The sequence below is a fragment of the Bacillus sp. AR4-2 genome (assembly GCF_008274865.1).
Classification (GTDB): Bacteria; Bacillota; Bacilli; order Bacillales; family Bacillaceae_G; genus Bacillus_A; species Bacillus_A cereus.
In genome coordinates this window covers 3,060,260-3,081,579 of the sequence record NZ_CP031062.1, presented here as the reverse complement: position 1 = coordinate 3,081,579, position 21,320 = coordinate 3,060,260, and the positions used below count along the sequence as shown (strand labels likewise).

Sequence of the window (21,320 nt, the reverse complement as noted above, 5' to 3'; positions counted from 1 at the left end):
AATTATGGAACAAAAACTTGGTTTTTTAAGAAAATATAAAAGAAATGCACAACTTATATCATGCCATGGGATTAATAAACTTGATAGTGGGAAAATACCAAATTCATGGTATGAATTGTTTCAAGAAGAAAATGTAGACAAGAGAGTTGAGAGTATTTTATCGATATGGAAAGAGCAAGTAGGAGTGGAATTAAGAAACACTATTTCTTATTTGTCTAAGCACCTTGAAGAAGTAGAGCTTATGAACACAAATGGTAGATATTCAATTTTATACACTATTAAAACAGATAATGGGGAAATCCCAAAGATGAGTTTAATAATGAAGAATTAGAAAAATCTTGGGATAAGATTCCTTCAACAATACGAAATTTTTATCGAACTGTTCATAATGGTTTCTATTTTTATGCGAGTCAATCTATGGGTTTAGTTCCTTTAGAAAATGTAACTTTTTTTGATGATGATGAATGGGGTATTATTGAGGAGTTAGAAGAACCTTTACAAATTGATTTACAAACTACTTTTGGTTTCTTTAAAAGTGGTATGGGTGGTTATGTTGCAGTAGATTATAAGAATTCTAATAATGATAATGCGACTTTATGGTGGACGAATAAAGAGCCTAGATATAATATAAATTTTTGGGACATTGTAGATGAATGGATAGTAATTGGATTTGAAGTTTAGTTTAAAGGTTCTGTTGCAAAGTTTTTATATAAACAAAAAAATCCTAATTTAGTAGGTAGAGTTTATACAACTTTGAATAGATTCTCTAATTCATTGTACGTCGAAAAAACGAAGTACGAGCTTAGGTGAGATGGCATTTTACTGGGTGATGAATATAATCACATGGAAAGTATATTAAACTAAGAACCCGTACAAACTCGTCAATTTTAACTTAGTAGTTGTCATGGCATGTAAAAGGTGTCGTAATGTTAATACAAAACTTACAGATCTTATAAATCTTACAAATTTATGCTACTTAAAAACATATGAACTTAAAGCACTTGATTGTCTACGAAAGGCAACAAGTGCTTTTTTTATAGATAGGCATACTATAAAATTTAAAAAAATATTTTTGTAAATTAAAGTTAACATAAATTACCAGTATTATATAATTAGTAAAAGTTGTGGACACGGAAACCGTAACCCCATTCGTTAAAGGTGTAGAAATAATGCCAGATGGAAGTGTCGTTAGATCTGGAAAGAACTATAGCGGGAAATTCCAAGAAGCCCATGATGCCTCGAAGGCGAGTATTCAGAGTAGGATCTCGAATTTGGAGAGTGGTGGGGTTAAGGGTACGGGAGAATCCAGATTAGAATATTTGAGAGGGAAATATGGCGAATTAACTTCTGAACAGCTCCATGCTAATATTAATGAAAGGGCTGGTATTGCATTTCCGCAAAGGTCCACTAGGAGTCAACTTAAAAATGGAGGTTATATTGTTGAAGATGTTGACTTGTATAAAAAAATGAGTCCAAATAAGAATCGTGCTCTAGGTTTTCGGAATACCAAAAATGATGGATTGGTACAAGCGCATCATGCAATACAAGATGAATGGGCTAAGATATGGGCTAAAACAAGCGGTAATAATTATAGCAGTCGACAAGCACCATCAATATTACTCAAATCTACCTCTGGTGAACCACATGCTATAATATCCGCTCTTCAAAGAGCTAGAAGAAGGAATGAAGGTTTTAGTACGGATATAATATACGAATTTAATATTAGCTATAAAGAAATGATTGAAGTGGGTGTAGATTTAAAAGTAGAAAAAAAAGTAATGCGAGAAGCATATAGATATTTTGATGGATTAGGAGGATTTAAATGATAAATGTTCAAAAATTGTCGACTTATGAATTATATTCTCCAGTTGATGAAAATGAAATTAAAAAAATTGAAGAGGAAATGGGATTAATACTCCCTAATGCTTATAAACAATTACTAAAGCATACAAATGGTTTTGTGTCCGATAATGGAGTCGTTATATTTGGAGTGGATATAATAGATGAAATGAATAAAACATATGAAGTCCATGAATATGCAAAGGGTTATGTTGCTGTAGGAAGTAATGGTGGAGGCAAAATACTGTTAATGACTGCAAATGAAAACGCAACAGAGTTAGTACAAGTTGATTCGGGGATTATGGATCCGAATTATGCAACCACAGTAAGTGAGAATTTAATACAGTGGATAAATGACGGAGCGATAGATATTGACTGTGTGGACGAAGAACAGGAAGTGTTTAAGGAAAAACTGTGTAATCTTATATTGGTAAGTCCACCAGTAGGAGGGGCTATGGATTTAAAGAAAATACAAGAGGTATTTATCATCAAAAAGGGATTGTTTGACTTATTAAAAGGATCAAAACAATTACCATTCGTGTTAATGAAAGACATACCTGTTGAGTTGGCTTTAAAAAACATAGAACTGTTAGGCGAATTAGGGGATATATTGAAAATATCTAGTACTGATTAACTGATTTTAGGGCTTAAAATAGAGGGTATTTGAATTAAGAACCGTTTAATACAATTATTAATTCAAAATAATATTGTTGAAAAATTGCTATTGGTTCCGTGTGTGTCTTATATAATCAATAAATTAAACTCTTAGAAAATATTATTTGAATTTAGAGTGCTTGATTGCCGACTAAAGGCAACGAGTGCTTTTTTATTAGATAGACATGGATCATCAAGTACCTGGTAAAATGCAGTTAGTAGTGTCTAAAACGCATAAAGTTAACCATTTAGGTGGAAATGCATTATGGGGGGATGGAATCAGATGAGTAAGGTACAATGGAGATCACCAGATGAACCTATTATACGAGAAGATGTAAAGAATGTTGAACAGGAATTGAACATTAATTTTCCTTTAGATTATATAGAATGTGTGATGAATAATAATGGAGCGCATGTTAGTCCAGAGGTGTTTGAAGTTGAAGGGAAAAGAAAGGTTTTTGGAACGTTATTAAGTTACGATATGGAAGATGATGAAAATATTATGGAAGTATTTGATGATTACAAGGATACACTACCAGCAGAATTAGTTCCTTTTGCTTTTGACCCAGCGGGAAATTTAATATGTTTTGACTATAAAAATGACAAAAATAACCCTGTTGTGGTATTTTGGGAACATGAAAATGCTGGTGAAAAAGAAATGTTGCTGCGAGAAGAAGGATTAACAGAAGAACAAGTGGAAGAACGTGCAAGAGAGAATGTATTTTACATTGCAGATACATTTACTGATTTTTTAAATAAATTACATGATTAAAAAAATAAAGTTTATGTGAAGTGGATAGAAAAAATAATAGGGTGTTTGAAAATTGATACTCCATGATGGTTGTACCATCATGGAGTACTGTGTGCAATGATAGAATAGAAAACGAAGTACGAGCTTAGGCGAGATGACATTTTACTGTGTGATGAATATAAACGCATGGAATGTATATTAAATTAACGAACTCGTACAAACTCGTAAGTTTTAACGTAGTAGTTGTCATGACATGTAAAAGGTGTCATACTGTTACTACAAAACTTACCAATTTATGCTACTTAAAAATAGATGAACTTAAAGTACTCGATTGTCGATTAAAGGCAACGAGTGTTTTTTTGCGTTTTAGCGTAGAAATTTAACAGAGCACTATAATTTTATTATGTAAACTTTTTGCGTGATTTTTTATACAACTAAAGAGAAGAAAAATGTTCACTATTACTTTCATTTCTGTTATGAAAATTCTACAATAGAAAACAGAACATATATTTGGTATAATCAAAACATACTATATGAAACGATGTACATGAGTTTGAGATTTATGAAAAAAGGTAAGTAATACATAATAATAAATACGCTATAGGATTCAGTTCATATTATACAAATCAATCGTTAGAAAGGAAAAGAAGTATGAATCAAATTTCATTTGAAGATTTATTTGAAGAAGAAAAAGAAAAGGTGGAGGTAGCTGAGGTATGTAAGGTACCAGCCCCTTTATCACCATTACAAAAAGATATTTTAGAATTAATTGATTCTGAAGAAATAAGTGCGCTTGAGCTATGTGAACGATTAATACGATCTGGTAAAATACCCGATGAAAGATTCACTACGAATAAGCCTAAAGCATATGGACAAGTATGTTTACTATTAGAAGGTTTTGTTACAGAAGGAAAACTTATTTTTATCAAAGATGATGAGAAAAGAGATAGGGTATATAAATTGAAAGAAGAAGTTTGAGATGTATAGTGGGAGATGAATGATTGGTTCCCTTTAACTTGCAGCTCCGTTAGTCTAGTAATGTCCACTAAAAAGGTGTCAATCTCTCCTAGATTGACACCTTCATACTTTTAACATCTTACATACTTACGCTTGAAACCAAGTCTTCCTCTATCAAGTTCTTTCTGAATACTCTCTGTAGCATTTAACAAACTGCTTTTTTTATTATCACGTTTGACTTCAACTATACCAACTTCTTTTGCAATCTCGACTGCTTTTTCATGTAGTGGTACATATGAGATTGCCACAGTGTTTAGGAAATTATTCATAGCGGATTTTGTTCGTTCTGGAGAATGATGAATTGTATCTTTCACCATTTTAAGCATATCGGAAATTTTACTTTCGGAAAATTCATTGTCTTTGCGGTTTCCTAAAAGCCAACAGTAGCAACTCCAGCCTGCAGACATTTTAAGCTCGTCCCCACTTGCAATCCATTTATCAGCAACGTCTTGCGCAATATTTGACTCCGATAAAGTTACTGCTACAACATAATCAGATAGCATATAAAAATACGCTCCGTCTATCCAGCGATCAAAATCAGACTCACTCATAGCTTTTGGATCGGCAATAATACCTGCAAAGTACATAGCATCGTAGTTGCCTGTGGCATAAAGTTCTTCAGCTAATTCTTGATTTAATTTTATTTTTTTAGCGATTGGTTTCATGGCACCTGTAGCTACTCCGAATACTGGCTCATGCGCACCGTTAGATATGTATATTTTTTTCGTTCGTTCCTTACCTAGAGATTCAAGTTCTTGCATAACTGTTTTAAAATCCATAGTTGTGCAACTTCCTTTCTTCATGTGAAAGCCTTTTTAAGCCTTTCGTATTTCATATGTTAATACTAATTGTATTCAAGGGGTATGTCTACTTTCTAAAAGTATCGAAACCGGTTAGTAATTTTGAAGCTTTTGATTTTGTAACTGCTACAAGTTATCTATAGTTAGAAGTAAAGTACAGTAGAATAAAAATGATTTGTATAGTTTTTCCAATAAATATTTGGTATGATGGTGAATGGGAAAAATATACAAGTTGTTAGTTTTTCAAAAAAGGGGGATTGAATTGAAAAGAACACCTGAATTTGTATTAGGTTTAATTGGTGGCATTTTGGGAATTATTATTTCCATAATATTAATAGTTGTAGCGTTTAATATTATGGAAGGTGTTGATTACGAACTTTTAGCTTATTACTCTATTATTTTAACGGTTCAAATAGGATTGTTCATTTTATCGTGTTTAGTAAACAAGGTTAATAATAAAGTTTATGGAGTTTGTATGATTGTGATTCCTATAGTTATGTTGTTTATGTCATTATTCTTTTTACTTATTCCGACAATTTTACAAATTATATCTGGTTCATTTGCATTTAGGACATTAAAGTTAGAATCGAATGTAAGCTAAATATAATTATCAACGTCTGAATATTCGGTTTTTTAAACATTTTCGTTTGCAGTTCAAATTAACATAAAGTACAAAGTTGTACGCTTTAGGAGGAGAAATAGATGATTATTTGGTCTGGTTGGGGTTTTTTGGTCGCAATTATTGTAATTATTAATACTCTTTTGGGTAAGGCTATCTTTGGATCTATAACGGGGGACGCTACATATTTTCAAGACCATAGTTGGCCAATGGCGGTAATGTTTATTATATCAGGGGTTATGTCTTGGTATTTAGGTAAATATATTAATAAGCCAGATGGGAAAGTTTATATAGATGCCGAAACTGGTGAAAAAGTTATGTTTAACAAAAAGCACTCATTATTTTTTATAAAAATGGAATATTGGGGACCGATTCTAGGAGTTATTGCGATTGTAACTTTAATTACAAGATAAAAAAAGAGGATGGGTATAGCAAGAGTAATCTATTCAAGTAGAAGGAGAAATCAGTCATGAATGCAAAGAAACTACTAGGGGTAGCAGTTCCGGTCATGTTGTTATTTGGTTGTGGAGTTTCTGAGAAAACGAACACTTCTAAACAGGAGAAAACGGAAGAGTCTAAAGTAAAAGAATCGAAGTCTAATAGTAAGAAAGAAAAAGTTTCAAAGGAAGACTATCCTAATAAAGTGTATAAATTAGGGGTAGAGTTTGATAAGTTGTTTGCGGAGCATAACAATATTACAAGAGAGGTTTTTGACGGTAAGAAAAAGAAATCAGATATAGTAGATAGTGTGAAAGAATTAAATAAAGTGTTAGATAAATTTGAGTCGATAGATCCCCCTACAGAGTATGTAAATCAACAAAAGGATTTTGAAAAAGCAATTGGTTATTTTAGAGAGTCTTTTTCTTTAATAAATGAAGTATTCACCCGAAAAGAAAAAAGAGAAAAAGGCGATAAGACTGATAAAGAGTTAATGGAGAAATCCGAAAAGTTAGTGAAAGAAGGAGATATTTACTGGCTTAAGGCATTCAAAGATCTTGAAGGGGATATTAAAATCGGTGACGGTACAGTATCTGTGAAAGATTTGAAAGAGTTAGATAAGAAAGCTGGAATTAATACGGATAACGTTATGAAGAATGTGAAAGATGGTACGGAATTAATCGGTAATTGGGGATTCAAAGGAACAGACGGTTTCATTATGTCACTTATTCTAAAAGGTGATAAGACATTTGAAACGTATGGTAAAGGTGAGTATCCAAATAAAAAGAATTATATTGAAGGCACTTGGGAATATGATAAGGAAGCTTTTACAATCTATTTACATCTCAATAAACGTTTAGTAGACGGTGTAGAAGATACAATTCAAAAAAAGAAAATAGCATATAAAGTTCAAGATTATGATGGGGAAAACTTGCAATTATTTAATGAGACGTCATTTCATACAATTAGGTATGTGAAGCAAAGTTAAAGTTATGGAGGACTAGGTTTAAATGGCCTGGTCCTTCATTAAAGAGTGGGTATGTAAATAATATGTTATCTTTCGTTCTGTTTACTTAATATCATGTTATTCTTTAATAGAAGTAATAAATGGAGTTTTACATTAAATATATGAGGTTGGTTACAAATGATAAAGAAATTTACTAGATTAGTATTAATAGTGGTTATGCCAATCAGTCTTATTACAGGTTGTGGGACTGCTGAAAAAACTGAAGCACAAAAGCCGAAAGCGGTACAAACGGAGAAAAAGGACTATATGGATTACTCATATGGTAGCAAAGGTATATTAGTAAGTGGCAAAGCGAAAGAACGGCAACAATACGAGATTGGATATATGGATGATAATAAATTAATTGGGATTGATGAAAATATTGAAGACTGCATTATTTTAGATAATAAAGATGAAGCAGGTCTCATTTGGAAACAAATAGAGCGAGGATCTATTATTGAAGTGCAATACGGTAAGGATCGCAATGATATCGTAGGCGTGCAATTCGTAGGAGATCGTGAGTCATATGAAATTAGTGATAAGTTTGATCGGAATACGATAAATGAGATTGTTGAAAACGTTAAAGGGAATTTGTAATAGATGTATGTCGATAGTATAGGATCTCTTATTATGAAATTGTATGCCAGTTATTTGTCTAAGTTTAAATTGATTATTTTGACGGTATTTGTAATTAGTTGTAAAATAATGTTTGTTGATGAATTTTATAAAAAGTATGTTAGATGAAATTCATCTGTAGGGATGACATATAAATATTTTCTTAATGGGTATAAAATATGGTAATTTAAATATATAAATAAAAAGAAAATATATTAGGAGTACATAGTAGATTCATATTTTTAAAAATTAATGTGACAATAAAGGGAGGTTGAGATACATACACGGTGGGAGTGTGTATGTATTTATTATAATAATGAATAAGACAATCAAACAACAAGTAATCGCACTATCAACAAGTCTAGTGATTTTAGGGAGCGCACCTTTATCAGCATCAGCAGAAGAGATCAACAAATCTCAAACTGATCAACTTAATATTGCCCAAGGAGAACACGGAACGAGCGGATTAAATTATTCTAATTTCAAGTTGGAAGTTCCTGATCATGTACAAATTAACGAAGCAGAAGTATCTGAAAATGAAAAAATGCTTTTAGAAGAATATAAGCATAAACATGATGAAACAGAAGAATTAAACAAAATGCAAGATGCTAAGAAGGGACAAGTAGCAGAAAAGGAAGCTATTTCAAACATTGAAAAGGCATTTGAATCTGTAGATGGTCGAAATGATGGATCTGATCGTCAAATGAAACCTGTTGCAAAGCCAAGAGGTATTCAATATAGTGCACAGAGTACGAAGAAATATGGAACACTTGCAGGAGTTCCATTTGTGGAGTGGATTGTTCCAGCAGGAAATCCTGATATTCGTCCTGCAAATCCGATGAAAGCACGTTACATTACAATCCATGAGACCGCAAATACAGCTGCTGGTGCTAATGCTGAAAATCATGCGAAATATTTATACAAGCAAGCAACTGAAGGCACTTTCCGAACAGCTTCATGGCATTTTACTGTAGATGATAAACAAATTTATCAACACTTACCAACAAACGAAAATGGTTGGCATGCAGGAGATGGAGATGGTTCAGGAAACAGGGAGTCTATCGGTATCGAGATTGCGGTTAACCAAGACGGTGATTACAATAAAGCGTTAGAAAATGCAAAACGACTTGCAGGTTATTTAATGAACAAAGAAGGAATTGGTGCAGATCATATTTACAAGCATCAACAATGGAGCGGGAAAAAATGTCCTGACATTTTAATTTCACGTGGTAATTGGGCTGGTTTCGTACAAGGAATTCAGTGGTATGCAAATATAAATGCGCAGATTGATACGCCTTTACAAGATAAAAATGACTCATTTAATCCAAATGAAAATAATCCAGCTGAACCTAGCATGGAACTAGTGGTAAATGGTAGTGGCATCAATGTACGTAGTGATGCGGGTATTGAACATCGTGTTGTACGTAAAGCTTCAAACGGAGATCGTTACAAAGTATTAGCCGTTAAAAATGGTTGGTATAAAGTAGGTAATGGAGAATGGATTTTCTATGACCCAAGTTGGATTAAAATTAACTACAATGTACCAAAGGAAGAAGTACAAAAGCCTAAGGAAGAAGTACAAAAACCAAAAGATGATATTACAGGTGGCTGGTTTGAAGGGCATATTCGTAAATTAAACAGTCTAGGTATTATGCAAGGCGAAGGCAATGGTGTATTTGCTCCATATCGAAATGTAACGAGAGCGGAGTTTGCGAAATTAATCTCGAATGCTCTTAAACTACCAGAGGGAAATAAGTCATTTGTAGATATTAATGAGGCACATCCATCACTTCATGACGGTATTAAACGTTGTGCAAGTGCAGGAATTATTAATGGTCGTGGTGAAGGGATTTTTGATCCTAACTCACCAATTACTCGTGAAGAAGTATCTATTATGATTGACAAAGCATTACGATATAAAGGAATTACAGGTGAGTTAGTAGCATTACCATTTACAGATAAGCATTTAATAACATACAAAGAATCGGTTCAACGATTATACAGTCTAAAGGTAGTTAATGGTATTGGAAATAATGAGTTTGATCCTCGAGGCACAGCAACTCGTGGTCAGGCGGCTGCCTTTATTGTGAAGATGTTAGATTCAATGCAAAAATAAAAGGAAACTTTAATCAGTGAGGGCCACTCGCATTGCAATCAAGCAGTTTATTCACCAAATTTTGAAATGAGAGTGTTACTGCCCACAAATAGCAGAAGAAATTGTATGTAGAAGCTGACATTGGTAGAAGTAAAAAAATAAGAAGAATTTGAAAGGAGCTATCCAAAATAATAATTTGGAATAGCTCCTATTTAGTAGGAAGAACAAATTGTATTTGATAGATTGTAATGTAGAATGCCCTTCCAAGCCCCTTATAAGCCCCTACCAAGTAATAAATCACTAAGAAAAAACAAAAACAAAAACAACTACAAGAACAAAACAAGCGCGAAAAAATGAAACCGGCGTTGTAGTAGTAAAAAAATTGTAATTCGAATGCCAAAACCATTCCCGCATGCCTATCTTTATAATGAAGGATTAAAATTTTCCTATTTACTAGCAAAGAGTGGAGGGAAACATATGGCAGTATACCGTAATGTGCAGGTGAACTTTTGGCAAGATGAATTCATATTAGATTTAACGCCAGAGGAGCGTTATTTTTACATATATTTGTTAACTGGTACGAAAACGAAGCAATGTGGTATTTATATATTACCGAAGCGTGTGGCAGAGCTTGAAACAGGTTATAGTATGGAGACTGTTGAGAAGTTGCTAAACAGGTTTGTTGAGTATGGAAAGATTTTATATGATACGGAAACGAAAGAGGTATTCATAATAAATTGGTTACACTATAACCCTATTTCAAATACGAATGTGGAGAAGTGCGTATTACGTGAGTTAAAGACTATAAAAAGTAATGAGTTCATACATATATTTTTACGTAAATGCCTTGAAGAAGAATACAAGATTCCATTATTATTGCAGCATTTTGGTATGCCAAAAGAAGAGGATAATAGTAGTTCACAAGTAGTTATTGAAGAGAAAGAAGAAGCGGAAGAGATAGAGGTGGAAACCATAGAAGAGGACGTTCCAAATAGTGAAGTTTATAAGTTTTATGAACAAAATATTAGTAGTTTATCCCTATATATTGTGAAGGAATTGAAGAATTGGATACAAAGACTTTCTGGAGAGAAAGTGTTAGAGGCACTTAAAATTGCGTTTGAAAATAATAAGAAAACGTTAGCTTATGTGAAGGGGATTTTGAGGAATTGGTGTAAGAAAGGACGAGTAGATTTTAGTGAAGGAATGCATAGGAGAGAAGTATTTGGTTCGTATGATCCATAGTTTGGATAAGGATTTTTTCTAGTCTAAAAGGTTCTTTTACTATAGAAGCGAATAGTGTGAGAAAGGGGTGGTTATATGGAAGTCGTTATAAAGAAGAAACGAAAAAGGGGAAAAAGAATTTTTATTTGGGCTAGTAGTATCGTTCTTTTGTTAGTTATTTCCGCTGCGATTTTTTTGAACATATATACGCTGAAATCTATGCCAAAGATAGATGGAACGATAAAGCTAGAGGATTTACAACAAGCTGTTACGGTGAAGCGTGATAGTAAAGGTGTACCGCATATTAAATCGGAAAATGCACATGATTTATATTTTTCACAAGGATATGTGCAAGCGCAAGATCGTTTGTTTCAAATGGATTTAAGTAGAAGACAAGCGTCTGGTATGTTAAGTGAAGTTGTTGGGGAAGCAGCTGTTGATCGAGATAAATTGTTTCGAACACTCGGTTTACGGCGAGCTGCCGAAGCTTCAGTTAGTCAATATGATGGAGAAGCGAAATATGCCCTGCAGTCATTTGCTGATGGGGTGAACGCTTTTATACGTGAGGCGAAAGAGGAAAAGAAATTACCAGTTGAGTTTACTATATTAGGTTATGAACCTGCTGAGTGGTCAATTGTTGATACTTTAACGATCGGGAAGTATATGGCGTTTGACTTAGGAGGACATTGGCACGGACAGGCATTTCGATATTGGGCGCTGAAAAATCTTCCGAAAGAGCAAGCGAATGAGCTATTTCCTGCATATCCGAAAGATGCTCCTAGATTGCTAGCTGAACTGAAAAATACAAATGTGGACGTAGCACAAAGTTTTTCAAAAACGATAATTCCGCCGGAGTTTAACGGTAGTAATAACTGGGTTGTGAGCGGTGAGAAGAGTGCGTCAGGTAAGCCAATTTTAGCAGATGATCCTCATTTATCTCTTGCGACCCCTTCTATTTGGTATCAAACGAGACTTGAAATGAAAGGTTTAAATGTGAGTGGCGTTATTTTCGCTGGAGTACCAGGTGTTATATTAGGACACAATGACAAAATAGCGTGGGGTGTTACGAATACAGGGCCTGATGTGCAAGATTTATATATTGAGAAGAGAAATCCTAATAATGAAAATGAATTTCTGTATAACGATAAATGGGAAAAAGCTACCGTTGTAGACGAGTCTATTAAAGTAAAAGGCGGGAAGACAATTCCTTATAACGTTACGATTACGAGGCATGGACCAGTAATTTCAGAGTTTGCGGATAAGGGGAAGGAGAAAACGAAAACAGTATTCTCTTTAAAGTGGACAGCTTTAGAACCGTCAGCTGAGTTAAAAGCTGTATTAAATATGAACAAAGCAAAAGACTGGAATGAGTTTGAAACCGCTCTTCAAGATTTTCATACACCAACCCAAAACTTTGTGTTTGCATCAAACGACGGCACAATTGCTTATAAAGCGAATGGAAATATACCAGTGCGTAAAAAAGGTGATGGTAGCTTACCTGTTCCAGGATGGACAGATGAATATGAATGGGAAGGGTATATCCCGTTTGATCAACTTCCAAAAGTAATTAATCCAAAACAAGGGTTTATTTCAACTGCGAATAATAAAATTGTTGATGATGATTATCCGTATCATATTAGCAATACGTGGGCGCAGCCATATAGGCAAATGCGTATTCAAGAATTTTTGCAAGAGAAGGAAAAGTATACGGTGAAAGATTTAGAAGAGTTACAGATGGATCAAAAGAATTTATATGGGAAAGAGTTTACTCCTATATTTTTAAAAGAGTTAAATAAAGCATCTTTAAATGAGGTAGAGAAAGAAGGCGTAGACCAATTAACAAAGTGGAATTTTTACGATAGTAAAGATGAAGCGGCACCATTAATATTCCATTTGTTAATGAAAGAGATTTCAAATACGTTATTTTCAAAAGAAATACCGAAAGATGTAATGAAGTTATTTGAAGGGAAGTCACAAGTTGTTGATGAATTGATTCGAAAAGAAGTAGCGGAAGAAAATAGCGTTTGGTTTACGAAGTACGGAGGTTTCACAAAAGTTGTGCATACATCGTACGAGAATGTAATGAAGAAATTGCAGAAGGAATATGGACCCGATGTTGGAGAGTGGAAGTGGGGCGATTACCATCAACTCGCTTTTACACATCCCATTTCGAAATCATCGAGTATGTTAGCATTACTCGCTTTTAATCGTGAGAAGCCAGTTCCAATTGGTGGGAGCCAAGTTACCGTGCAAGCAGCGAGTTACGGCGAAAACGGCATTGTAAATCACGGGGCGTCTTGGAGATTCATTATTGATACGAAAGATATGTCAAACGGTTATCATATCGTAGGGCCAGGACAGTCGGGCCATTTTAGAAGCGATTGGTATCATGATCAAATAGATGATTGGGTAAATGGCACGTATCATACGACTACATTGAATACGGAGGGGATAGAGGGGAAGGTATTAACTTTGCAGCCGAAGTGATAGTAAGTTCTTATTTGCAGATGGCCCAGCTTTATGAGGTAATACTCCTTCGGCTAATGAAAGTTTTGCTTTATACAAGAGACTCTTACGATTGTAAGAGTCTCTTTATTATGATAATGGATAAAATATCCTTTTTGTAAAGAAGCGACAAGTTTTGACAAAATATTATACAGAGACTTGTTATAATACCTTTTGGAATATTATGTTTATTAAACGGAGGATGAAGTAGTGTACAACAAGGAAAATTTCTTAATAGTTGCAGTGAAATCGAATAGGGGGATTTAATATGAGTGTTAAAGTAATAAGGGCAACAGGGATGATGGGCGGAGCAGCAAGAGTTGCTGTAAAGGTAGATAACGAAGTAGTAATGAAACTTGAGAATAACGAAGAATATACGCTTCCTTTTGAATTAGATGAAGCGAATATTAAAGTAAAACAATTCTTTTTTGGAAGTAAAGAAAAGAAAGTAAAGGATGGCGATGTAGTAGAAATTAAGATAAATAGTATTGCCATGCTATTACTAATAGTGTCAATGATAGCTGTTTTATTCGGTTCGTCAATTGGTATAAATATTGTTGTTTTTGGTGTGATAGGAGCTTTAGTTACGTTAGTATACGGATTGAATAACTGGTTTCGTTTAGAGGTTAAATAATTATTGTATATATATTTATTTCAGTTGATTTACTATACATGGGATGAAAATATTTTTAAGTGGGAAATGGAGAGAATCAGTATGAAGAAAATGGTTGTAATATCTAGTTTGGCGCTAATAGTAGGTTTAACAACTGGTTGTAGCAGTGAAAAAACAAGTGGACCTAAAACAGTATCTGTAAAAAAAGAAAAAGAGTTAGTAGCGAAAGATATTTTTAAAAAAGCAGCTGACGGATTAAAACAAGAGGAATATCTTACATTGACATCTCTTATGTCAATGAAGGGGAGCGGCCAATCAGAAGAAATTAAAATGAAAATACAGATGGAGCCGAAACTGAAGAATTCTAGAGCTGAAATGAAAATAAGTGGTACAGATATTGTAACGTATGAAGTAGATGGAAAGGTCGCTGCTCAAGTGAAAAACCCTGATACAGGAGAGTTAGTTACGATACCTAATGATCAATTTAATGTAAATGATGTAATGGTCAGTAAAAATTTACTTAATGAGTTAGATTTACCAGAAGCTTTGGCTAGGAAAATGAAGGCAAAGAAAGATGGAGACACATATAAACTTACACTTGAATTAAAGGGAAAAGAAGCGGTAGATACGTTACAAAAAATCAATGGAGATATGAAAAAATTAACGGAAGGATTTAATATGGATGCGTTTAACATTGAATATATAATAACAAAAGATTATAAATTTGAAGAGATGCGAACAACTATAAAAGTGAGTGAAAGTAACTCAGATAAAAAAGCTAGTACAGATAAGGAAAAATTGGATGCAGTTGTGAGTATAAAGATTGATTCATATGAAAAGTTTGATTCAATTAAGTTACCAGAAGGGATTCAATAATTTCAATCGTAAAAGGATAAAAAGGGGCGGAAATCTGCTTCTTTTTTATTTTTCCTACTATTTTTAGAAGATTTATATGAATAAAGTTGAACGGCACTTCATTTTTTTCTGGAATAAATGTGAAACGTTGTATAAAATAATCAAGAAAGCCAAAAATTATAGGGGGAAAGTTGTGAAGAAAAATAAGAGTTTAATAAGTTTTTTAGGAGTGTTTCTTATGTTGTTTTCTTTTTGTTTTCAAGGAAATGTACAGGCAGATGTAAATACTGTTCAATCTGGAAAAATCAAATCAGGAAACGTAACAGTATGGGAAGTTGGAAATGTAGCGAAAGTATTAGCGGATGTGGAGCGCTTAAATTTAAATACAGTAAATGTACCGATTCAAGTAGATATCCCAAATGTGACTTCTACTAACATGGTAATTAATCAAGCGCAAAAGCAACAAGCTATTATTTTAATTCAAGAATTATTAAAGCGTAATATTCAAGTTATAGTGGAACCGTTCCCGTATATTCAGCAGGGGAATGTTGGAGAGACAGAATGGAACCCAAGTAACATTAATGATTTCTTCTGGAATTGGAAGACGGTTATTCTGCAAGATATTTTTAATTCCATTACAAGTAAATACAATGTGTATGGACTAAAGATTGCTTCTAATTTCGTGAATATGGAGTATGCAGAAGGATACTGGAGCGATACAATTGATTTTGTTCGTAATCAGTATAAAGGAAATGTTTTGTATCAAATGAACTGGTGGTTAACAGCAAGCTGGGACCCTTCTTATGAAGCGAAGTTTAAAGAGAAAATCAATCGCCCGTATTTAAAAAAGGTGGATATTGTTAGCATAGACAGTTGGTTTGAAGTGTCAGGAAAAAGAAATCCAACATATGAAGAAGTGAAGCAAAGTTTATTTGCGACAACAGTATATAATCGTGGGCAAAATGTTGTTCAGCAATTGGAACAATTACATAATGCAACAGGAAAGCCAGTTTACTTCGGTGGATTTAACGTTCCAGCACGTGAACTTGGATTACAAAATCCATGGAATCCAGATGTTTCAAATGTGTTTTCGAAAGATGTACAATTAAATGGATGGCGTGCTTACCGAGATGTATTAGAACCGAAACCATATTTTAAAGGTTTTTCAATATGGTTTATTGGCTCTAATGATAGTACACATGCGTATCAAATACATAGTAAAGAAGCAGAGGCAGTTATTAGCGGGTGGTACCGAAAATAAATTTTATAAAATAGGTAAGTTTTAAAGTTTACTACATATATTTCTAGTGAAAGGCCTTTCACCATCTTATCACCTAGGGGGCAATCATAATGAAATTTTTGTCTTACCTTACAGTAATATTGGTGATTCTTGGCGGTTTGAATTGGTTATTGGTAGCGTTAGATTACAATGTAGTTGAGAAATGGTTTGGTTCTATGCCGGCGCTTGTGGACACTATTTATTGGCTCATTGGTCTTTCTGCTATTTATCAAATTTTTGATCGGTTCTTTACGAACGACTAGCTATTATTCTTTCATTATTAGAGTGTTAAGTACGATTATGTACTTAACACTTTTTTATATGTCCATAAAAAAGTCTGCACTTGCAAGCGATTCCATCGCGTCTTGCGCCCTAATAATAGAAAACAAATTGACCACATATTATATTTTAGGTTATAATTCAGAAAGTTTAAAAAATAATCCGATGAGAAATAGGGAGGTTATGAGGGTAATGGAGAGAGTCTATAATTTTTCAGCAGGACCATCAATACTCCCTTTGCCAGTTTTAGAGAAAGTGCAAAAGGAGCTATTAAATTATAACGGGACAGGCATGTCTATTATGGAAATGAGTCATCGATCTTCTTATTTTCAAAGTATTATAGAGGAAGCGAGTAACTTACTTCGTGAATTAATGAGCATCCCTGATGAGTATGAAGTTTTATTTTTACAAGGCGGTGCGTCATTACAATTCTCTATGATACCGTTGAACTTAATGAATACGTATAAAAAAGCTGGATACGTACTAACTGGCTCATGGTCTAAAAAGGCATTGCAAGAAGCCGAAAAAGTTGGGGAAGTACAAGTGATTGCTTCTTCCGAGCAAGAGAAGTTTACTAAGATTCCTAAACTGGACGGTTTATTAAGTGATGAAAAACTAGATTATGTACATATTACAACGAATAATACAATTGAGGGGACAAAATATGTGGACATTCCACATGTAGAAAAAGTGCCGCTCGTTGCGGATATGTCCTCAAATATTTTATCAGAGCGATATGATGTTTCGAAGTTTGGTCTTATATATGCGGGGGCGCAAAAGAATTTAGGACCTGCGGGCTTAACGATTGCGATTATAAAAAGAGATTTAATTGGGGGAGCAGATCGCTCTTGTCCGACAATGTTAAATTATGAAACTTACAGTAAAAATAACTCCTTATATAATACACCGCCGTCCTTTAGTATTTACGTAACGAAACTTGTACTAGAGTGGTTGAAAGAGCAAGGCGGAGTATCTGCGATTGAAGAACAAAATAGAATGAAATCTTCACTTCTTTATAATTTCTTAGATGAATCAAAATTGTTTACTTCACCAGTTGATCCTACGTATCGATCACTTATGAACATTCCGTTTACAACACCGTCAGAAGAGCTGAACAGTGAGTTTTTACAAAAAGCGAAAGAACGAGGACTTGTTACGTTAAAAGGGCATCGATCAGTCGGTGGTATGCGCGCTAGTATTTACAATGCGATGCCAGTACAAGGCGTACAGCAATTAGTAAATTATATGAAGGAATTTGAGCTTGAGAATAGATAGGGAGATGGGGATATGTTTCGTGTTCAAACGTTAAATCAAATTGCAGAAAAAGGTTTGCAAGTTTTTACTGAAGAACGTTATGAAGTAGGAGATAGAATCAATCATCCAGATGGAATTTTGCTTCGTAGCTACTCTTTACATCAAGAAGAGTTTTCAAAAGACTTAAAGGCGATTGCAAGAGCTGGCGCTGGTGTAAATAATATTCCTGTCGAGCGATGTACAGAAAAAGGAATTGTAGTATTTAACACGCCGGGGGCAAATGCAAACGCTGTAAAGGAACTCATTATTGCCAGTCTTATTATGTCTTCACGTAACATTATTAATGGTGTAAGTTGGACGAAAAACTTAGAGGGTGAAGAAGTACCACAGCTTGTTGAATCAGGAAAAAAACAATTTGTTGGATCAGAAATTGCAGGGAAACGTCTAGGTGTTATCGGACTTGGCGCAATCGGTGCTTTAGTTGCGAACGATGCGTTAGCGTTAGGGATGGATGTTATCGGATATGACCCTTACATTTCAGTTGAAACAGCTTGGCGTCTTTCTACACATGTGCAAAGAGCATTTAGCCTAGATGAAATTTTTGCAACATGTGATTATATTACATTGCATATTCCTCTTACGAATCAAACGAAGGGGATTATTGGGGAACACGCTGTAGAGAAGATGAAAAGAGGGATGCGTCTATTTAATTTCTCTAGAGGAGAACTTGTAGATGAAAAGGTTCTTCAAAAAGCATTGGAAGAAGATATTATTACACATTACGTAACGGACTTCCCGAATGAAAATGTAATAAAGATGAAAAATGTAACAGCGACGCCTCACCTTGGTGCATCTACGTCTGAATCAGAAGAAAATTGTGCAGTAATGGCAGCACGTCAATTACGTGAATATTTAGAGACAGGAAATATACGTAATTCAGTCAACTATCCAAATGTTGAGCTGCCGTATATCGGAAAGAAACGCATTACAATTATGCATCAAAACGTCCCGAATATGGTAGGGCAAATTACAGGATGCTTAGCGGAACATCATATTAATATTGCCGATATGATTAATCGTAGTAAACATTCTTGGGCATACACAATGATTGATATCGATAACGGAATTGATGATATAATAAAAGAGAATATTGTAGAAAATATAAGCAAAATTACAGGTGTTGTAGCCGTTCGAATGATTGTGTAAAGGAGAGAGGAATGTGGCAAAAATACGACCGTTTCGGGCCATTCGTCCAGTAGAGGAAAAAGCGGCACAAGTGGCAGCTTTACCGTATGACGTATTAAATAGTGAAGAGGCAAGGGAAGTTGTAAAAGGGAATCCATATTCTTTCTTGCATGTTGATAAAGCAGAAATTGATTTAGATCCTGAACTGTCACCGTATGATGATCGCGTGTATGAAAAAGCGGGAGACAATTTAAAGCAATTTATACGAGAAGAAGTGTTCATACAAGATGAAGAGCCAGCGCTATATATTTATGAACTGACGATGCAAGGAAGAACGCAGTCAGGCCTTGTCGTTTGTACATCTATTGATGAGTATGAAGATGATACAATTAAAAAACATGAAAGAACACGTCATGAAAAAGAGCTAGATCGTATTCGCCACGTAGATGTGTGTGACGCAAATACAGGTCCGATTTTTTTAACGTACCGTACAAAAGATGAAGTAAAGCATTTAATTAGAAGCTGGAAAGAAGAGCATGCGCCAATTTATACATTTACAGCAGAAGACGGTGTTAAGCATGTTGCGTGGAAGATTGCAGATGAAGATGTAATTACGACTTTAGTAAACGCATTTGAAGATATTCCTAATCTTTATATTGCAGATGGGCATCACCGTTCTGCATCAGCTGCAAAAGTAGGACTTATGCGAAGAGAACAATATCCAAATTACACAGGAGAAGAGGAATTTAATTTCTTCTTATCGGTTCTATTCCCTCATGATGAATTATCGATTTGGGACTATAACCGAGTTGTGAAAGATTTAAATGGCTTATCAGAGGAACAGTTTTTAAATCAAATTACGCAGTACTTTTATGTAGAAGAAGCAACTGTTTCTCCGTATAAACCAAATGAGCCCAAATCATTTGGTATGTATGTAAATGAGAAGTGGTATAAGCTCACAGTGAAAGAGGAAACGTTTGATGCGAATGATCTTGTTAGAGGTTTAGATGTATCTATCCTGCAAGATCATTTATTAAGCCAAGTGCTTGAAATACATGATCCCCGTTCTGATTCACGTATCGATTTTGTCGGAGGAATCCGCGGATTAGAAGAACTAGAACGCCTTGTGAACAGCGGCGAATACAAAGCAGCATTCGCATTATATCCGACATCTATGGAAGATTTATTAGCAATCGCAGATGCCGGAGAAGTCATGCCGCCGAAATCAACGTGGTTTGAACCGAAACTGCGTAGTGGGTTGTTTGTTCATTCTTTAAAGTAAATATTGATTTCTATAGTTTTGAAAAACCGAAATGATTTTAGTTTCGGTTTTTCTTATTTTGGCTCAGTAAACGTTTAATGTTGATTTTAATGTTAAGATTGAAATATGTAACAACAGGTCGCTACAAAAAATGGAGGAAATACGATGAAAATGCAGCTGCAAAAAAGTTTTTATGTTGAATTGAAAAATGCAATTCGTTGTCATTATAACGAACTTTTAACAAGATGCGGTGTTGACACAATATACGGGTACTCCATATTAACAGACGATTGTGTCAATAGCATTGGACCAGTGGCAAATAAAGAAAGACTAATCAAAGTTAATAAATCGGACCCTTTATACAATTATTATAGATACGGAGCTGTTGAGTGGAGCGAATGGGACGATTTTGGAATGTTTGATGAAGTGAACAAAATTATTAAGAAATATCATAATATCGTCGAAGATGACTTTAACATACGAGTACATACACTGTTGAAAGAAACGTTAAATGTGTTAATGGAACTTGAATCAGAAGGGTTGTTTGGAGATAGAGATGATAATCGATTTATTGTCATTTGTGTAACTGATTCATCGAACGAAATCATGATTGAATCAGCTCGATTGCTTAATACATTAAAGACATACGAAGAATATGCTTCAGAATTTGCATAAGAATGAACATAAGTAAAACTGCGCTCTATAAGAGGCGATTTTCATTTAATAGAAAGTCACCAATTAATAGTAACCATTCGTTGTGACGTAACCATTGAACAATTAGAACCTGATGAAAAAACGTCCAAAGATAATTAAAATGTTTATATGTATGAATCAACTTGGAAAAGAAGTAATGCAGGGGAGCTTTTCAGGCATTATTCTTTGATTGGTAGGAAAAGTAATGAATAAGTGGGCCCCCGCTGCCTCTCAGGCTTAGAGTTTTAATTTCCCTCATAACGAAAATTTGATGTATCGTTGAATACTGATAATAAGACGTTATGTAATATACTCTGTTCTTTTCTTAACTATTAGAAAAT

The 21,320-nt window shown here is 34.3% G+C and carries 20 protein-coding genes and 2 pseudogenes; 21 read left to right on the top strand and 1 reads right to left on the bottom strand.

Annotation, left to right across the window (positions count from 1 at the left end):
• The first annotated feature begins 4 nt into the window (after window positions 1-4).
• The 6 genes and pseudogenes from DN399_RS15880 to DN399_RS15850 all read left to right on the top strand — a co-directional run bounded on the left by DN399_RS15880 (window position 5) and on the right by DN399_RS15850 (window position 4,222).
• Window positions 5-681: pseudogene (locus DN399_RS15880) on the top strand (SMI1/KNR4 family protein).
• A gap of 488 nt (window positions 682-1,169) precedes the next feature.
• Window positions 1,170-1,826: a hypothetical protein gene (locus DN399_RS15875; RefSeq protein WP_149149797.1), complete on the top strand. Its 657-nt coding sequence runs from the start codon at window positions 1,170-1,172 to the stop codon at window positions 1,824-1,826.
• Entirely contained in the window at window positions 1,823-2,473 is a 651-nt protein-coding gene (locus DN399_RS15870; RefSeq protein ID WP_000611386.1) for an SMI1/KNR4 family protein, read from the top strand. Before DN399_RS15875 ends, DN399_RS15870 begins: the two co-directional genes overlap by 4 nt.
• A 211-nt stretch (window positions 2,474-2,684) precedes the next feature.
• Window positions 2,685-2,780, top strand: a pseudogene (locus tag DN399_RS15865) (HNH endonuclease); the annotation flags it as partial.
• Window positions 2,777-3,265 carry an SMI1/KNR4 family protein gene (locus tag DN399_RS15860; RefSeq protein WP_042883736.1) on the top strand — a complete coding sequence of 163 codons (489 nt, stop codon included), beginning with the start codon at window positions 2,777-2,779 and terminating at the stop codon, window positions 3,263-3,265. The pseudogene DN399_RS15865 and the gene DN399_RS15860, both read left to right, overlap by 4 nt.
• Window positions 3,266-3,895: 630 nt before the next feature.
• The gene (locus tag DN399_RS15850) at window positions 3,896-4,222 is read left to right on the top strand and encodes a DUF3895 domain-containing protein (RefSeq protein ID WP_001071909.1); all 327 of its coding nucleotides are present in this window, start codon (window positions 3,896-3,898) and stop codon (window positions 4,220-4,222) included.
• 110 nt (window positions 4,223-4,332) lie between these two features.
• On the opposite strand, the gene DN399_RS15845 is transcribed toward DN399_RS15850, so the two are convergent.
• Entirely contained in the window at window positions 4,333-5,040 is a 708-nt protein-coding gene (locus DN399_RS15845) for a DNA alkylation repair protein (RefSeq protein ID WP_000346351.1), read from the bottom strand.
• A 283-nt stretch (window positions 5,041-5,323) separates the two neighbouring features.
• Between DN399_RS15845 and DN399_RS15840 the strand changes: the two genes are divergently transcribed.
• From DN399_RS15840 to DN399_RS15765, 15 genes are all read left to right on the top strand, one after another.
• Window positions 5,324-5,662 (top strand): DUF4064 domain-containing protein, encoded by a 339-nt coding sequence (locus DN399_RS15840; protein ID WP_000831724.1) that lies wholly within the window; start codon window positions 5,324-5,326, stop codon window positions 5,660-5,662.
• A 101-nt stretch (window positions 5,663-5,763) separates the two neighbouring features.
• The gene (locus DN399_RS15835) at window positions 5,764-6,093 is read left to right on the top strand and encodes a hypothetical protein (RefSeq protein ID WP_000587853.1); all 330 of its coding nucleotides are present in this window, start codon (window positions 5,764-5,766) and stop codon (window positions 6,091-6,093) included.
• Window positions 6,094-6,149: 56 nt separating this feature from the next.
• A complete protein-coding gene (locus tag DN399_RS15830) occupies window positions 6,150-7,106 on the top strand; it encodes a DUF3994 domain-containing protein (protein ID WP_078384798.1) in 957 nt (318 codons plus the stop codon).
• Window positions 7,107-7,262: 156 nt separating this feature from the next.
• Window positions 7,263-7,721, top strand: a complete 459-nt coding sequence (locus DN399_RS15825) for a hypothetical protein (RefSeq protein WP_000591642.1) — start codon at window positions 7,263-7,265, stop codon at window positions 7,719-7,721.
• A gap of 334 nt (window positions 7,722-8,055) precedes the next feature.
• Window positions 8,056-9,855, top strand: coding sequence for an S-layer homology domain-containing protein (locus tag DN399_RS15820; protein WP_033673070.1), 1,800 nt, complete (start codon window positions 8,056-8,058; stop codon window positions 9,853-9,855).
• 372 nt (window positions 9,856-10,227) lie between these two features.
• Window positions 10,228-11,076, top strand: a complete 849-nt coding sequence (locus DN399_RS15810; protein WP_149149796.1) for a DnaD domain-containing protein — start codon at window positions 10,228-10,230, stop codon at window positions 11,074-11,076.
• Window positions 11,077-11,151: 75 nt separating this feature from the next.
• Window positions 11,152-13,542 carry a penicillin acylase family protein gene (locus tag DN399_RS15805; protein WP_149149795.1) on the top strand — a complete coding sequence of 797 codons (2,391 nt, stop codon included), beginning with the start codon at window positions 11,152-11,154 and terminating at the stop codon, window positions 13,540-13,542.
• Between the two features lie 286 nt (window positions 13,543-13,828).
• Window positions 13,829-14,194 carry a hypothetical protein gene (locus DN399_RS15800; RefSeq protein WP_006922825.1) on the top strand — a complete coding sequence of 122 codons (366 nt, stop codon included), beginning with the start codon at window positions 13,829-13,831 and terminating at the stop codon, window positions 14,192-14,194.
• Window positions 14,195-14,275: 81 nt separating this feature from the next.
• Complete coding sequence (locus DN399_RS15795; RefSeq protein ID WP_149149794.1) at window positions 14,276-15,049, top strand: DUF6612 family protein; 774 nt, start codon at window positions 14,276-14,278, stop codon at window positions 15,047-15,049.
• 172 nt (window positions 15,050-15,221) lie between these two features.
• Window positions 15,222-16,289 (top strand): glycoside hydrolase family 113, encoded by a 1,068-nt coding sequence (locus tag DN399_RS15790; RefSeq protein ID WP_000739789.1) that lies wholly within the window; start codon window positions 15,222-15,224, stop codon window positions 16,287-16,289.
• An 89-nt stretch (window positions 16,290-16,378) separates the two neighbouring features.
• Entirely contained in the window at window positions 16,379-16,570 is a 192-nt protein-coding gene (locus DN399_RS15785; RefSeq protein WP_000670805.1) for a DUF378 domain-containing protein, read from the top strand.
• Between the two features lie 208 nt (window positions 16,571-16,778).
• Complete coding sequence (gene serC / locus DN399_RS15780) at window positions 16,779-17,861, top strand: 3-phosphoserine/phosphohydroxythreonine transaminase (RefSeq protein WP_149149793.1); 1,083 nt, start codon at window positions 16,779-16,781, stop codon at window positions 17,859-17,861.
• Between the two features lie 12 nt (window positions 17,862-17,873).
• Complete coding sequence (locus DN399_RS15775) at window positions 17,874-19,046, top strand: 3-phosphoglycerate dehydrogenase family protein (protein WP_000490228.1); 1,173 nt, start codon at window positions 17,874-17,876, stop codon at window positions 19,044-19,046.
• 13 nt (window positions 19,047-19,059) lie between these two features.
• Window positions 19,060-20,307, top strand: coding sequence for a DUF1015 domain-containing protein (locus DN399_RS15770; RefSeq protein ID WP_001063072.1), 1,248 nt, complete (start codon window positions 19,060-19,062; stop codon window positions 20,305-20,307).
• 144 nt (window positions 20,308-20,451) lie between these two features.
• Window positions 20,452-20,961, top strand: coding sequence for a DUF4303 domain-containing protein (locus DN399_RS15765; protein ID WP_000783832.1), 510 nt, complete (start codon window positions 20,452-20,454; stop codon window positions 20,959-20,961).
• The last annotated feature ends 359 nt before the right edge of the window (window positions 20,962-21,320 follow it).

Bases quoted from the DNA above. Each gene is read 5' to 3' on its own strand.
- serC (WP_149149793.1), top strand. From the start codon at position 16,779: ATGGAGAGAGTCTATAATTTTTCAGCAGGACCATCAATACTCCCTTTG.
- DN399_RS15870 (WP_000611386.1), top strand. From the start codon at position 1,823: ATGATAAATGTTCAAAAATTGTCGACTTATGAATTATATTCTCCAGTT.
- DN399_RS15835 (WP_000587853.1), top strand. From the start codon at position 5,764: ATGATTATTTGGTCTGGTTGGGGTTTTTTGGTCGCAATTATTGTAATT.
- DN399_RS15830 (WP_078384798.1), top strand. From the start codon at position 6,150: ATGAATGCAAAGAAACTACTAGGGGTAGCAGTTCCGGTCATGTTGTTA.
- DN399_RS15820 (WP_033673070.1), top strand. From the start codon at position 8,056: ATGAATAAGACAATCAAACAACAAGTAATCGCACTATCAACAAGTCTA.
- DN399_RS15825 (WP_000591642.1), top strand. From the start codon at position 7,263: ATGATAAAGAAATTTACTAGATTAGTATTAATAGTGGTTATGCCAATC.
- DN399_RS15860 (WP_042883736.1), top strand. From the start codon at position 2,777: ATGAGTAAGGTACAATGGAGATCACCAGATGAACCTATTATACGAGAA.
- DN399_RS15850 (WP_001071909.1), top strand. From the start codon at position 3,896: ATGAATCAAATTTCATTTGAAGATTTATTTGAAGAAGAAAAAGAAAAG.
- DN399_RS15875 (WP_149149797.1), top strand. From the start codon at position 1,170: ATGCCAGATGGAAGTGTCGTTAGATCTGGAAAGAACTATAGCGGGAAA.
- DN399_RS15775 (WP_000490228.1), top strand. From the start codon at position 17,874: ATGTTTCGTGTTCAAACGTTAAATCAAATTGCAGAAAAAGGTTTGCAA.
- DN399_RS15800 (WP_006922825.1), top strand. From the start codon at position 13,829: ATGAGTGTTAAAGTAATAAGGGCAACAGGGATGATGGGCGGAGCAGCA.
- DN399_RS15810 (WP_149149796.1), top strand. From the start codon at position 10,228: ATGCCAAAACCATTCCCGCATGCCTATCTTTATAATGAAGGATTAAAA.
- DN399_RS15785 (WP_000670805.1), top strand. From the start codon at position 16,379: ATGAAATTTTTGTCTTACCTTACAGTAATATTGGTGATTCTTGGCGGT.
- DN399_RS15795 (WP_149149794.1), top strand. From the start codon at position 14,276: ATGAAGAAAATGGTTGTAATATCTAGTTTGGCGCTAATAGTAGGTTTA.
- DN399_RS15845 (WP_000346351.1), bottom strand. From the start codon at position 5,040: ATGGATTTTAAAACAGTTATGCAAGAACTTGAATCTCTAGGTAAGGAA.
- DN399_RS15765 (WP_000783832.1), top strand. From the start codon at position 20,452: ATGAAAATGCAGCTGCAAAAAAGTTTTTATGTTGAATTGAAAAATGCA.
- DN399_RS15805 (WP_149149795.1), top strand. From the start codon at position 11,152: ATGGAAGTCGTTATAAAGAAGAAACGAAAAAGGGGAAAAAGAATTTTT.